This is a genomic window from Pseudomonas sp. R1-43-08 (assembly GCF_003852255.1).
Classification (GTDB): Bacteria; Pseudomonadota; Gammaproteobacteria; order Pseudomonadales; family Pseudomonadaceae; genus Aquipseudomonas.
On record NZ_CP027734.1, the window covers coordinates 2,415,300 to 2,427,894 of the forward strand.

General features: G+C 63.7%; 10 protein-coding genes. 7 read left to right on the forward strand and 3 right to left on the reverse strand.

Annotated features, from left to right (window positions below; genetic code table 11):
* Window positions 1-26 precede the first annotated feature (26 nt).
* Entirely contained in the window at window positions 27-425 is a 399-nt protein-coding gene (locus tag C4J87_RS11000) for a helix-turn-helix domain-containing protein (protein ID WP_124366793.1), read from the reverse strand.
* A gap of 204 nt (window positions 426-629) precedes the next feature.
* Between C4J87_RS11000 and C4J87_RS11005 the strand changes: the two genes are divergently transcribed.
* From C4J87_RS11005 to C4J87_RS11025, 5 genes are all read left to right on the forward strand, one after another.
* The gene (locus C4J87_RS11005; protein ID WP_124366794.1) at window positions 630-1,538 is read left to right on the forward strand and encodes a LysR family transcriptional regulator; all 909 of its coding nucleotides are present in this window, start codon (window positions 630-632) and stop codon (window positions 1,536-1,538) included.
* A 98-nt stretch (window positions 1,539-1,636) separates the two neighbouring features.
* Window positions 1,637-2,227: an antibiotic biosynthesis monooxygenase gene (locus tag C4J87_RS11010; protein ID WP_124366795.1), complete on the forward strand. Its 591-nt coding sequence runs from the start codon at window positions 1,637-1,639 to the stop codon at window positions 2,225-2,227.
* Window positions 2,224-4,062, forward strand: coding sequence for an amidohydrolase (locus tag C4J87_RS11015; RefSeq protein ID WP_124366796.1), 1,839 nt, complete (start codon window positions 2,224-2,226; stop codon window positions 4,060-4,062). The genes C4J87_RS11010 and C4J87_RS11015 overlap by 4 nt, the downstream gene beginning before the upstream one ends.
* 27 nt (window positions 4,063-4,089) lie before the next feature.
* Window positions 4,090-4,707 (forward strand): isochorismate family cysteine hydrolase YcaC, encoded by a 618-nt coding sequence (gene ycaC, locus C4J87_RS11020; RefSeq protein WP_124366797.1) that lies wholly within the window; start codon window positions 4,090-4,092, stop codon window positions 4,705-4,707.
* Between the two features lie 179 nt (window positions 4,708-4,886).
* Window positions 4,887-5,768 carry a LysR family transcriptional regulator gene (locus tag C4J87_RS11025; RefSeq protein ID WP_124366798.1) on the forward strand — a complete coding sequence of 294 codons (882 nt, stop codon included), beginning with the start codon at window positions 4,887-4,889 and terminating at the stop codon, window positions 5,766-5,768.
* Here C4J87_RS11025 and C4J87_RS11030 read toward each other — a convergent pair.
* Both C4J87_RS11030 and C4J87_RS11035 read right to left on the reverse strand, forming a co-directional pair.
* A complete protein-coding gene (locus C4J87_RS11030; RefSeq protein ID WP_124366799.1) occupies window positions 5,755-6,792 on the reverse strand; it encodes an AraC family transcriptional regulator in 1,038 nt (345 codons plus the stop codon). The genes C4J87_RS11025 and C4J87_RS11030 overlap by 14 nt on opposite strands.
* A 1-nt stretch (window position 6,793) precedes the next feature.
* Window positions 6,794-7,708 (reverse strand): GGDEF domain-containing protein, encoded by a 915-nt coding sequence (locus C4J87_RS11035; protein WP_124366800.1) that lies wholly within the window; start codon window positions 7,706-7,708, stop codon window positions 6,794-6,796.
* 379 nt (window positions 7,709-8,087) lie between these two features.
* On the opposite strand from C4J87_RS11035, the gene C4J87_RS11040 reads away from it, so the two are divergent.
* Complete coding sequence (locus C4J87_RS11040; RefSeq protein ID WP_124366801.1) at window positions 8,088-10,592, forward strand: TonB-dependent receptor; 2,505 nt, start codon at window positions 8,088-8,090, stop codon at window positions 10,590-10,592.
* 143 nt (window positions 10,593-10,735) lie between these two features.
* Complete coding sequence (locus C4J87_RS11045; protein WP_124366802.1) at window positions 10,736-12,595, forward strand: phytase; 1,860 nt, start codon at window positions 10,736-10,738, stop codon at window positions 12,593-12,595.

Consider the following 12,595-nt stretch of genomic DNA (forward strand, 5'->3'; position numbering starts at 1 on the left):
AGCATATTCCAGGTGCATCAAGACCACTAGGCGGCGATTACCCCGGGTTTGGGACGCGAGTGGTGGTTTCGCCAGGTCATCGGGTTCACGCCTTCGCTGCGGGTGAACATATGACAGAAGTGCGCCTGGTCGCAGAAGCCACATTCCAGGCTGATTTGGGTGAGGCTCAGGGACGAGCCGGTGATCAGTTCCTTGGCGCGCAGGATGCGTTGCTGGCGAATCCATTCCTGGGGCGATACCCCCGTGGAGCACTTGAATGCGCGGGAAAAATGGCTGCGCGACAGGGCGCATGCCTGGGCCAGCTCGGCGATGCTCAGGCTTTCGCCGAGGTTGGCGAGAATCAGTTGCTTGGCGATACGCTCGCGCCGGGGGCATAGGCCTCCGGTGGCGGATAAACGAGGGGCATATTGCTCGAGTCGGGCCATGACAAATATCCGCAGTCGATGGGAGCGTTCCCGGTGAATGGATGCAGTGTAGACGCCGCTTATCTTGTTGCCGGACCGCCTGGCTGACGAGTTAATCGTTGTTAATTTCGCCAGGTGCGAGCGTGGAAAAGACAGCACAGGTATGCAATCCAGAGCGTTCCGGGCATGCTTTCCTGACCCTCTGCACACCGTTTGGATACCGCCATGAACCGCAACGACCTGCGCCGCGTCGACATGAACCTGCTGGTGATTTTCGAAGCGCTGATGTTCGAGAAAAACCTGACCCGGGTCGCCGAAAAACTCTTTATGGGCCAGCCGGCGGTGAGTGCGGCACTGGGCCGCCTGCGCGACTTGTTCGACGACCCGTTGCTGCTGCGCAACGGTCGCGGCATGGAACCCACGCCACGGGCGCTGGCGATACTCAAGGAACTGCAACCGGCCATGGACACCATTTCAGGCGCCGTCAGCCGCGCCAAGGATTTCGACCCTTCCACCAGCTGCGCGGTGTTTCGCATCGGCCTATCCGACGATGCGGAGTTCGGGTTGTTTCCGCCATTGCTCAGTCGCCTGCGCGAAGAGGCGCCGGGCATCATCGTGGTGGTGCGCCGGGCCAACTTCCTGCTGATGTCGTCGCTGCTGGCCAGCGGCGAAATCTCGGTGGGGGTGAGCTACACCACCGAGCTGCCGGCCAATGCCAAGCGCAAGAAGCTGCGGGACATTCCCTGCAAGGTCCTGCGCGGCGATGATGGCGAGGAGCCATTGACGCTGGACGATTATTGCGCCAGGCCCCATGCGATGGTGTCGTTCTCGGGCGACCTGAGCGGCAATATCGACCTGGATCTGGCACGCATCGGCCGCTCGCGGCGGGTGGTGCTGGCGGTGCCGCAGTTCAGCGGGTTGCGCGCCTTGCTGGCGGGGACGCAGATCATCGCGACCGTGCCGGACTACGCGGCCTGTGCGTTAACCGAAGGCACCCGCCTGCGGGCCGAGGACCCGCCGTTCGCGATTGATGCGGCAGAGCTGTCGATGGTGTGGAGCGGGGTGCATGACAATGACCCGGCCGAGCGCTGGTTGCGGGGGCGGATTGCGGAGCATATGGCGGCGGCGAACTGACTCCCACATAAAAGCCAAACAGCACATACATCCAATTCCCCGCCGTCCCAGCTCGGCAAACTTCCCCCATCGCTCAATGCCCTGGGGAAACACCCATCATGGACCCAACACCCAACACCAGCCCCGACGAAGTCGTCACGCTGGTCGTCAAGCACCGGGTCAAGCCCGGCCGCGAAACCGAGTACGAAGCCTGGCTGCGCCGCATCGTGCGCATCGCCGGTGAACGCCCCGGCCACCTTGGCGTCGACGTAGTGCGCAGCCAGCAGGGCGGCATGGCGCTGTTTACCTGCGTACTGCGCTACCGCTCCACCGACGCCCTGGAGTTGTGGCTCGAGTCGCCACAACGTCGGGCCCTGATCGATGAAGCGGCGCCAATGCTGGCCGACGGCGACCAGACTGAAATCGGCGGCGCCAATGAATTCTGGTTCGCCCCCCAGGCCGACGGCGCGGCCAAGCCGCCGCGCTGGAAACAGGCGGTGGTGAGCCTGTTTGTGATCTTGCCGCAAACCCTGCTCCTGCCGTTTATCTGGGGCCCGGTCCTGCGGTTGCACCCGTTTCTGTCCAACTACGTGGTCTCCACCTTCCTGGTCACCCTGACCATCGTGCTGCTGGTGGTTTACCTGCTGATGCCGGCCGCCACCCGCCTGTTTGCTCCCTGGCTTGAAGCCTCTGAAAAGGAAACCCTATGAACGCCGATCTGATTCTGTTCAATGGCCAGTTCCACACCGTGGACCGGGACAACCCACGCGCCACCGCCGTCGCCATCCGTGACGGACGCTTCGTCGCCGTGGGCGCTGACGGTGAAGCCATGGCCCTGCGCGGCAGCGGCACCCAGGTCATCGACCTCAAGGGCCGCACCGTGATTCCCGGCCTCAACGACTCGCACCTGCACCTGATCCGTGGCGGGCTGAACTACAACCTCGAGCTGCGCTGGGAAGGCGTGCCGTCCCTGGCCGATGCCTTGCGCATGCTCAAGGACCAGGCCGACCGCACCCCTACGCCGCAGTGGGTGCGCGTGGTGGGCGGCTGGAACGAATTCCAGTTTGCCGAAAAACGCATGCCGACCCTGGAGGAGCTCAACCAGGCTGCGCCGGACACGCCGGTGTTCGTGCTGCACCTGTACGACCGCGCCTTGCTCAACCGGGCCGCGTTGCGCGTAGCCGGTTACACCAAGGACACGCCGAACCCACCAGGCGGCGAGATCATGCGCGACAGTAACGGCAACCCCACCGGCATGCTGGTGGCGCGCCCTAACGCGATGATCCTTTATTCGACCTTGGCCAAAGGCCCGAAACTGCCGTTGGAATATCAAGTCAACTCCACCCGCCAGTTCATGCGTGAACTCAATCGCCTGGGCCTGACCAGCGCCATCGATGCCGGCGGCGGTTTCCAGAACTATCCCGACGACTACGCGGTGATCGAGCAACTGGCCAAGGACCAGCAGTTGACGGTGCGCATCGCCTACAACCTGTTCACCCAGAAGCCCAAGGAAGAGCTCAGCGACTTCAAGAATTGGACCGGCAGCGTCACTCTGCACCAGGGCGATGACTACCTGCGCCACAACGGCGCCGGCGAGATGCTGGTGTTTTCGGCTGCCGACTTCGAAGACTTCCTCGAACCGCGCCCGGACCTGCCGCTGACCATGGAACAGGAGCTGGAACCGGTGGTACGCCATCTGGTGGAACAGCGCTGGCCGTTCCGCCTGCACGCCACGTACGACGAGTCGATCTCGCGCATGCTCGACGTGTTCGAAAAGGTCAACCGCGACATACCGTTCAATGGCCTGCCGTGGTTCTTCGACCATGCCGAAACCATCACCCCGAAAAACATCGAGCGCGTGCGCGCCCTGGGCGGCGGCATTGCGATCCAGGACCGCATGGCGTTCCAGGGCGAATATTTCGTGGAGCGTTACGGTGCCAAGGCCGCCGAGGCCACGCCGCCGATCAAGCGCATGCTCGCCGAAGGCGTACCGGTAGGCGCGGGCACCGACGCCACGCGGGTGTCGAGCTACAACCCGTGGACCTCGCTGTACTGGATGGTCAGCGGCCGCACCGTCGGTGGCCTGGAGCTGCACGCCGAGGGCTTGCCGCGCCTCACCGCGTTGGAACTGTTTACCCACGGCAGCGCTTGGTTTTCGTCCGAACAGGGCAAGAAAGGCCAGATCAAGGTCGGTCAACTGGCAGACGTGGCGGCGTTGTCGGCGGACTTTTTCAGTGTCGATGAAGAAGCCATTAAGTGGATCGAGTCGGTACTGACCGTGGTCGGCGGCAAGGTCGTCTACGGCGCCGGTGACTTCGAAGATTTCGCACCGCCGCGCGTTCCGGTACTGCCGGACTGGTCGCCGGTGGTCAAGGTACCGGGGCACTGGCGCCCCAGCTCACCGCTGCAAGCTCAAGTTCACCAGTGCAGCGGCCCGTGTGGCGTGCATTCCCACAGCCATGAAAAAGCCCGCCTTTCCAGCGTGCCGGTCAGCGACTTCCAGGGTTTCTGGGGTGCGTTTGGCTGTTCGTGCTTTGCCTTCTGATTGTCACTACCCAAAGGAGTTACCCGCATGACTTATTCGCGTTTGAACAAAGATGATGCTGTTGTACTGCTGGTCGATCACCAGACCGGCCTGATTTCGCTGGTGCAGGATTTCTCCCCCAACGAATTCAAGAACAACGTACTGGCCCTGGCCGACGTGGCGAAGTTCTTCAACCTGCCGACCATCCTGACCACCAGCTTCGAAAGCGGCCCCAACGGCCCGCTGGTGCCGGAACTCAAGGCGCTGTTCCCGGACGCGCCGTACATCGCCCGCCCTGGCCAGATCAACGCCTGGGACAACGAAGAGTTCGTCAAGGCTGTCAAGGCGACCGGCCGCAAGCAGATCATCATTGCCGGTGTCGTAACCGATGTATGCGTCGCGTTCCCGACCCTGTGTGCCCTCGATGAAGGCTTTGAGGTGTTCGTGGTCACCGACGCCTCCGGCACCTTCAACGAAACCGTGCAACAAGCCGCCTGGGCGCGCATGACTGCGGCCGGTGCGCAATTGGTGAACTGGTTCGCCGTGGCCTGCGAGCTGCAGGTTGACTGGCGCAACGACATGGAAGGCCTGGCCAACCTGCTGTCGCCGCGCATCCCCAACTACCGCAACCTGATGAACAGCTACTCGGCGTTCACGGCCAGGTAACTCGTCCTCAAACCTGTCGGTAATCCCTGTGGGAGGGGGCTTGCTCCCGATAGCGGTGTATCAGTCAGCTTATTTGTAGCTGACCGACCGCTATCGGGAGCAAGCCCCCTCCCACATTTGATTTGTGGTGCTGCGACCAACCGGTTATAAAACAGCCCATCGTCCACCGAGAAGCGACAATGAACCCTTTCGAAGACATGCGCCTGTTTTGCCAGGTCATGGAATCCGGCAGTTTCACCGCCGCCGCCGAGCAACTGGGCCTGTCCAAGCAGTTTGTCAGCCGCCGCCTGATTCAGCTCGAAGACCGTCTCGGCGTGCGCCTGCTCAACCGCTCCACGCGTCGCCTGGATGTCACGCCTCTGGGCCAGAGTTACTACGAATCCGCCTTGCGCCTGCTCAGTGATGTGGAGCAAGTGGAGCAGGGCATCGCCGGTCAGAACAGCGAACCGCGCGGCACCATTCGCCTCAGCGCGCCGTTGTCGTTTGCCATGGCGCATCTGGGTTGCCTGTTGCCGCTGTTCTTGCAGCGCTATCCCGAGGTGGCGGTGGAAGTCGACCTCAGCGACCGCCCGGTGGACCTGATCGGTGAAGGCTACGACCTGGTGCTGCGCATCGGCACCCTGGAAGATTCCACCTTGATCGCCCGTCGCATCGCCAGCATCCCACGGGTCTACTGCGCCAGCCCCGACTACCTGGCCCTGCGCGGCACCCCGCAAAAGCCCGATGACCTCGCCGCCCACGATTGCCTGCCCTACGGCCACGGCCGCCACGTGCAATGGCGCTTCAAGGGCAAGCTGCAAGCGCTGAACGTGAGCGGACGCATGCGCGTCAATAACGGCGATCTGCTGCGTGACACCGCGATTGCCGGCCTGGGCGTGACCTACCTGCCGACCTTTATCGTCGGCGACGCGTTGAAGGACGGCCGCCTGGTCAGCGTACTGGACGCGTTCGCCCCCGAAGCCCTGACCTTGTCGGCGGTGTACCCCCAGCATCGGCAGAGTTCGCGGCCGGTGCAGGCGTTGGTCGAGTTCCTGCGCGAACGCCTGGCTAGCGGCTGCTGAACAACTGGCGGATCAGGCTGGGCGTGCTGCCGGTCCAGCGCTTGAACGCGCGCCGAAAGTTCGCCGCATCGTTGAAGTTCAGGTACGCGGCGACTTCATCGTTGCTCAAGCCTTTGACCTGATACAGGTGCAACGCCATGTGCTTGCGTACCCGGTCCACCTGTTGCTGAAAGCCGGTGTCGTGCTTGTGCAGCTTGCGCTTGAGGGTCGCCGGACTCACGGCGAAGGCCAGTGCGGCCTGTTCCAGGCTCGGCGGCTGGCGTACGTGCTCGCGCAGGTAGTCATGGAGGCAGTCGAGGAAGCTGGCGGCAAAGCCCAACTGGTCGATCTGCTCGCGGGCGTGCTGGCGCGCCACCTGGCCTGCCGTGGCCGAGGCACCGGGCCAGGCGCGGGTCAGGTACTCGCGCGGCAGGCACATCATGTCCAATGGACGTTCGAAGCGCGTGTGTTCGCCCAGGTGCACCCAGTATTGCTCCACATAGCGCGGCTCGGCGTGGCTGAAAGCGCACACCCACGGCAGGCGCTGGCCGCTGAGCCATTGGCTCATGGCCACCAGCGAGGTCATGCTCGCCTCCAGCACAAAGCGCCAGTGCTCGCCGGCGCCGCAACTGTCCCGCCAGTAAAGGTAGGCATGGTGCTCATCCAGCTCCAGGTTCAACGTGACCAGCGGGCTGAGCAGCACCTGTTGCTGGATCAGGATCTCCAGCGCCTGGTGCAGATTCTGCGCATGCCCGAGGGCATGGCTGGCCGCGCCATAGTGGCCGGGCAGCAAGCGTTGGCCAAACAGGAAACTGCTGTCATCGGCGTCCAGCAACTTGCGGCTGTTACCGATCACGTCGAGGAACTGCCGGGGGCTCAAGCGGGCGTTGCCGGCCAGGATGTCTTCGTGGAACAGCCCGGTGCCGCGCAGCAGGCGATGGCTGTCGATGTCCCGGGACAAGGCCAGGTCGATCAACGTGGCGGGCTGGTAATGGCCGGGAATGAAGCGGCTGTCGCTTTCATACCAGCTGGCTTTGACGGCCATCTCAGGCGCTTTTCGCAAGGGGTTGCTTGGCCCGCGCCAGGGCCAGGTTGAGGCGCCTGAGCAGATCGTGGGGCGGCTCGTCCAGGGCCATTACCACCGCCGTGGTCGCCGCCAGTTGCAGGCGTTCGCCCTGCAGCCGGGTTTTGTGCGCCAGGCTCTGCACCGCTTGCTGCAACTCCAGCGCCAACCCCTGGGCCTGGCGCTCGCCGGTATTGGCCAGCAGCACCACAAAGCGGTCGCCGGCCAGGCGGCACAGCAGGTCCTGGCGGCGCAGGTTGAGCAACAGCACATGGCTGACCGCCTGCAGTACCGCATCGCCCTCGGCATGCCCGTAGGCCTGGTTGATGGCGGCAAAGTGGTCCAGGTCCAGGGCCAGCAGCGACAGCGGTTGCTGCTGGTCGCGGCTGTCGTGCAGGCTGCTTTCGAGCTGGCGCTTGAGGTAGTTGGCACCGGCCAGGGGCGTGAGTTTGTCGAACAGCCGATGCTCGCGGAACAGGCGCTCACGCTTTTCCATCTGTGCGCTGATCGCCAGTTGTTCGCGGTGCCAGTGGTAGATGCCGATCGTCAGCAGGATCATGCCCACCGGCATCGGCCCCGACTCCAGCCAGTGGTCCCAGGTGATGCTGTCGGGCAGGCGAATGAACTCGTCGAGGCTGTCGATCCACCAGGAAAAAAAGATACACGACAGGCCCAGTGCCAAGTAGTTGGTGACCCGCCCGGCGGGGCGGCTTTTCAGCACCAGGCCCAGCCATATCAACGCGAGCAGCGCCGAACCGCCTTCACCGACGATATCCAGCCACACCCACTCACTGAGGCTTTTGAGCTCGCCGCAGGCCAGGTGCAGGATCAGCCCGAGGTTGGCAGCGATCAGCAGCAGGGCGAGCTTCCAGCGATGGGGTTTGAGCACGCAGAACATGGGTGCGGGTCCTTGGATGGTCCAGTCGTGAGCGCCAGCACAGCAGATGCATGTGACGGTTGGATGACGGTGGGGAGGGTCGGATCAGCTCACGTCAAAGGGCGATGAAAATCAAAATGTGGGAGGGGGCTTGCTCCCGATAGCGGTATATCAGCCAGCCTATTTGTCGCTGACCCACCGCTATCGGGAGCAAGCCCCCTCCCACAGGGGAACTGCTGAGGTCATATCAGCTCATTTCAGGCCGAAAACCTTTGCTAACCCCCGGTTTACGGGCCTTCACACCGAGTTCTGTCACAGAACCGTCATCCCGCGCCCCTAGCTTGCCCTTCCAGTTGCCGGGCCCCTTGCCTGGCGCCAACGGATTCTTGGGGAGGGTTTCATGTACAAGCGCACCGGGCTCGTCAGCTTTACGCTTACCGCCTTGGCCCTGGCGATCGCCTGCGAGCGGCTCAATGCTGCCGAGACCGAGCATGTCGAGGTGGTCGGCCAGGCCGCCGCCATCGGCAGCGCCCTCAAGGAACAGCGCAGCTCCGACAGCATCAAGAGCGTGGTGCATGCCGACGGTGTGGCGCAGTTGCCGGACGAGAACGTCGCCGAAGCGGTGCAGCGCCTGCCGGGGATCAGTGTGGAGCGCGACCAGGGCGAAGGCCGGTTTGTCAGCGTGCGCGGCCTGGGCCCGGACCTCAACAGCGTGACCATCAACGGCACCCTGGTGCCGTCGCCCGAGAGCGAGCGCCGCGCGGTGGCCCTCGACGTACTGCCCTCGGAACTGGTGCAGTCGCTGTCGGTGATCAAGACCCTCACGCCGGACATGGACGCCAACTCCCTCGGCGGTACCGTCGACGTGAAGAGTCTGTCGGCGTTCGACCACAAGGGCCTGTTCTATACCGGCAGCACCGAGGCCAGCTATGACAAGAACACCGCCCAGACCAGCCCGAAATTCTCCGGCGCCGCCAGCAACCGCTTCAGCCTCGGCGACGGTGTCGACAACTTCGGCGTGGCCGCGGCCCTCAGTTGGCAGCAGCGTGATTTCGGCTCGGACAACGTCGAGACCGGCGGCGCCTGGGATTTCAGCAACGGCGCCAGGCTCAACGAGTTCGAACAGCGCGACTACGACATCCGCCGCGAACGCGCCGGTGGTGGGCTGAACTTCGACTACAAGCCTGATGACCTGAGCAGCTACTACCTGCGCACCCTCTACAGTCGCTACAAGGACACCGAAACCCGCAACGCCGCCAGCTTCGAATTCGCAGCCCCCCAGGCGCCCGGCGAACTGGGCGAGGCCGAGGGCAAGCGCAAGCTGAAGAACCGCGAGGAAACCCAGCAAATCCAGTCCTACGTGTTCGGCGGCGAACGCATGCTTGGCCTCTGGACCTTGAGCGGCCAGGCCGGCTACAGCCGCTCCAGTGAAGACAGCCCGGCGCATATCGCCGGGGCCACCTTCGACGGCGGTGACTTTGCCGACAGCGGCTTCTACGACACGGCCAAGCCACGCCCGATCATCGGCAGCGGCTTCTATGACCCCGGCAATTTCACCCTCGACAAGGTCGACTGGGAAAAACAGCACACCCAGGACACCGAGAAAAACCTGCGCCTGGACCTGGCCCGCGACTATGACCTGAGTGGCTACGCCTCCCAGTTCAAGTTCGGCGGCAAGGTCAGCCGGCGCCACAAGGACAACGACCTGGAGGCCTGGGTCTACAAGGACCTGGATGAACAGGGCTTGACTGACGAACAGCTCAACCTCAGCCAATTCCAGAAGGGCAATGTCGACTACCGTCTCGGCCGCTTCGGGCCGGGCATCAGCGCGGGTAACATCCGCCAACTGATCGGCGGCCTAAACCGCGATGACTTCTACGACCCCACCGAATCCCGGGTCAACGACTTCACCATCCACGAAGACATCAACGCCGGCTACCTGATGAACACCATCGATATCGACGACTGGCGCTTCATCGCCGGGATGCGCTACGAGGGCACCGAGTTCGACGCAAAAGGCACCGGCGCCACGGACGGCCAGTTCAGCGCCACCGAGACCAAACGCCGCTATCACCACTGGCTGCCGGGCCTGCATGCGCGCTACCAGATCGACAAGAACACCCAGGTGCGCGCCGCCTGGACCAAATCCGTGGTGCGCCCGACCTTTGGCCAGCTGGCTCCCGGTTTCGTGATCGACGATGACGAGGCCACCTTCGGCAACCCGGACCTCAAGCCCTTGGAGTCGAGCAACCTGGACCTGGGCATCGAACACTTCATGGGCCGCGCCGGTACCGTGTCGGCGTTCGTGTTCTACAAGGACATCCAGAATTTCGTCTACAACACCGACGTCGCCGGCACTGGTGCCTGGGCCAACTTTGCCGAGGCCCACACCTTCGCCAACGGCGACAGCGCCAAGCTGTATGGCCTGGAACTGGCCTACTCGCAAAAATTCGACTGGCTGCCCGCGCCGTGGAACGGCCTGCTGATCGGCGCCAACAGCACCTTCAGCCGCTCCAGCGCGGATATCGAGGGCTTCGACAGCGCCAGCGGCGGTAACCGCAAGCGCAACATCAGCCTGCCCAACCAGTCGGACACCGTCGGCAACCTGATGCTGGGCTGGGAAGACGACAGGCTCAGCCTGCGCGTTTCGGCCAACTACAAGTCGGCCTACCTGTACGAACTGGCGTCGATCAACGACAAGGCCCACGACCTGCATGTGGATGCGCAGACCTTCGTCGATTTCAGCGCGCGCTATTCGCTGAGCAAAAACCTGCAAGTCAGCTTCGAGGCGCAGAACCTCACGGATGAGTCGTACTTCGTCTACACCGGCCACCGCAGCTACAACGGCCAGTACGAAGAGTACGGGCCTACTTACAAGCTGGGCCTGACCTTCACTCATTTTTGAATTCAATCCATTCCCAATGTGGGAGGGGGCTTGCTCCCGATAGCGGTGTGTCTGGCAGCACATGCATTGACTGAACCACCGCCATCGGGAGCAAGCCCCCTCCCACATTGGATCTCCATCGTATTTAAAGGATTTGTTTGTCCATGAGAATTTGCAAGCTGTTGCTGTTGATGGCGTTGTCAGGCCAGGTGTTCGCCGTTGACCTGGCCCTGGCTCCCTGGGCACCCAGCCTGAATGCTGAAGCTGTCGCCTTCCTGCCCAACGCCACTGAACGCCTCGCCGCCAGCACCCGCGACGGCCTGTTGCTGCTTGACGATAAAGGCGCCGAACTGGCCCGGTTCAAGGGTAATTTCAGCAGCCTCGACACACGCACCGTCGGCGCTCAAACGCTGGTTGCCAGCCTCGACAACGATCGCCAACAGGCCTTGCTGATCAGCCTGGACAGCGCCGGCAAAACCTGGGGCAAACCTTTGTACCTGCCGACCCGCGATTACCCGGTGAACGGCCTGTGCCTGTACCGCGATTCGGCGGCCAACCTGTTTGTGTTCCTGGTGGGCGAGGAGGGCAAGGGCGAGCAATGGTTGGTGGGCAACGGCGCGACGCTGCTGGCCCAGGCGCAGCGTGTACGCGGGCTGCCGCTGCCGCCATCGGCGCAGTTCTGCCAGGTGGACGATGCGGCCGCGCGCCTGGTAGTGAACGAGGCCAATATCGGTTGGTGGGCCTACCCGGCGCACCCGGAAGCCGCGGTGAAACGCACGCCCGTGGCGCTATTCGATAACCCCGGGCGCGAAGCCGGCGCCATGGCGCTGGTGCCGGGTGGAATGGTGGCCCTGGACCCGAAAACCGCGCAATTGCAACTGTTCCAGCAAACCGGCGAACGTTGGGTCGAGCAGCCGAGCCTGCGCTTGCCGGGCCTCAAGGAGCCGGAGCAACTGGCGATCCACGGCCGGCAGTTGCTGGTACGCGATGATGACAGCGGCCAGCTGTATCAGGGCCGCCTCGACTGGCAGGCCACACCGGTGCCGGCTGCCCCGATGCTGCCCCACGTCGCCGCAGTGCGCCAGACCGAACCGGTGAGCCGCCAGGGCGATGCGGCGGATGATCCGGCCATCTGGATTCACCCGCACACCCCCGCGAAAAGCCGTGTGCTGGGCACCAACAAAAAACAGGGCCTGCTGGCCTACGACCTCAACGGCAAGCTGTTGCAGGAACTGGCCGTGGGCCGGCTGAACAACGTCGACGTGCGCCCCAACTTCAAGCTTGGCGCACAGACCGTCGACCTCGCTGTCGCCAGCAATCGCGATCACAACAGCCTGAGCCTGTTCAGCATCGACCGGCAGAGCGGCGAGCTGCAGGCAGCCGGCGAAGTGCCGACGCCGCTCAAGGAAATCTACGGCATCTGCCTGTTCCAGCCCGCCAGCGGCGAGCTCTATGCGATCGCCAATGGCAAGGACGGCACCTTCCTGCAATACCGCCTGAGTGCGCCGGCCGGGCGTGTGCAGGGCGAGTTGGTGCGCCAGTTCAAGGTCGACAGCCAGCCGGAAGGCTGCGTGGCCGATGATCAACGCCAGCGCTTGTTTCTCGGGGAAGAAGACGTCGGCGTGTGGGCGGTGGATGCGCGCGCCGACCAGCCCGCGACGCTGACCAGTGTGATCAAGGTGGGCGCGCAGCTGCATGCGGACGTAGAGGGCCTGGCGCTGTATCAGAGCCCTGCACGGGATTACCTGGTGGTCTCGAGCCAGGGCAATGACAGCTACCTGGTGCTCGACGCCGAACCGCCGTTCGCCGTGCGAGGGGCGTTTCGCGTCGGTTTGAACGCCGCCGCCGGCATCGATGGCGCCTCGGAAACCGACGGCCTCGAGGCCACCGCCGTCAACCTGGGTGGGCCGTGGAGCCAAGGCATGTTGGTGGTGCAGGACGGGCGCAAGCGCATGCCCGAGCAAGCCCAGAATTTCAAGTTCGTGCCCTGGGCCGAGGTGACTCGCGCATTGAAATTACCCTGA

What these genes read in the sequence shown, in the direction of transcription:
- C4J87_RS11040 (WP_124366801.1), top strand. Translation starts at nt 8,088, where the DNA reads ATGTACAAGCGCACCGGGCTCGTCAGCTTTACGCTTACCGCCTTGGCC.
- C4J87_RS11030 (WP_124366799.1), bottom strand. Translation starts at nt 6,792, where the DNA reads ATGGCCGTCAAAGCCAGCTGGTATGAAAGCGACAGCCGCTTCATTCCC.
- C4J87_RS11035 (WP_124366800.1), bottom strand. Translation starts at nt 7,708, where the DNA reads ATGTTCTGCGTGCTCAAACCCCATCGCTGGAAGCTCGCCCTGCTGCTG.
- C4J87_RS11045 (WP_124366802.1), top strand. Translation starts at nt 10,736, where the DNA reads ATGAGAATTTGCAAGCTGTTGCTGTTGATGGCGTTGTCAGGCCAGGTG.
- C4J87_RS11000 (WP_124366793.1), bottom strand. Translation starts at nt 425, where the DNA reads ATGGCCCGACTCGAGCAATATGCCCCTCGTTTATCCGCCACCGGAGGC.
- C4J87_RS11005 (WP_124366794.1), top strand. Translation starts at nt 630, where the DNA reads ATGAACCGCAACGACCTGCGCCGCGTCGACATGAACCTGCTGGTGATT.
- ycaC (WP_124366797.1), top strand. Translation starts at nt 4,090, where the DNA reads ATGACTTATTCGCGTTTGAACAAAGATGATGCTGTTGTACTGCTGGTC.
- C4J87_RS11015 (WP_124366796.1), top strand. Translation starts at nt 2,224, where the DNA reads ATGAACGCCGATCTGATTCTGTTCAATGGCCAGTTCCACACCGTGGAC.
- C4J87_RS11025 (WP_124366798.1), top strand. Translation starts at nt 4,887, where the DNA reads ATGAACCCTTTCGAAGACATGCGCCTGTTTTGCCAGGTCATGGAATCC.
- C4J87_RS11010 (WP_124366795.1), top strand. Translation starts at nt 1,637, where the DNA reads ATGGACCCAACACCCAACACCAGCCCCGACGAAGTCGTCACGCTGGTC.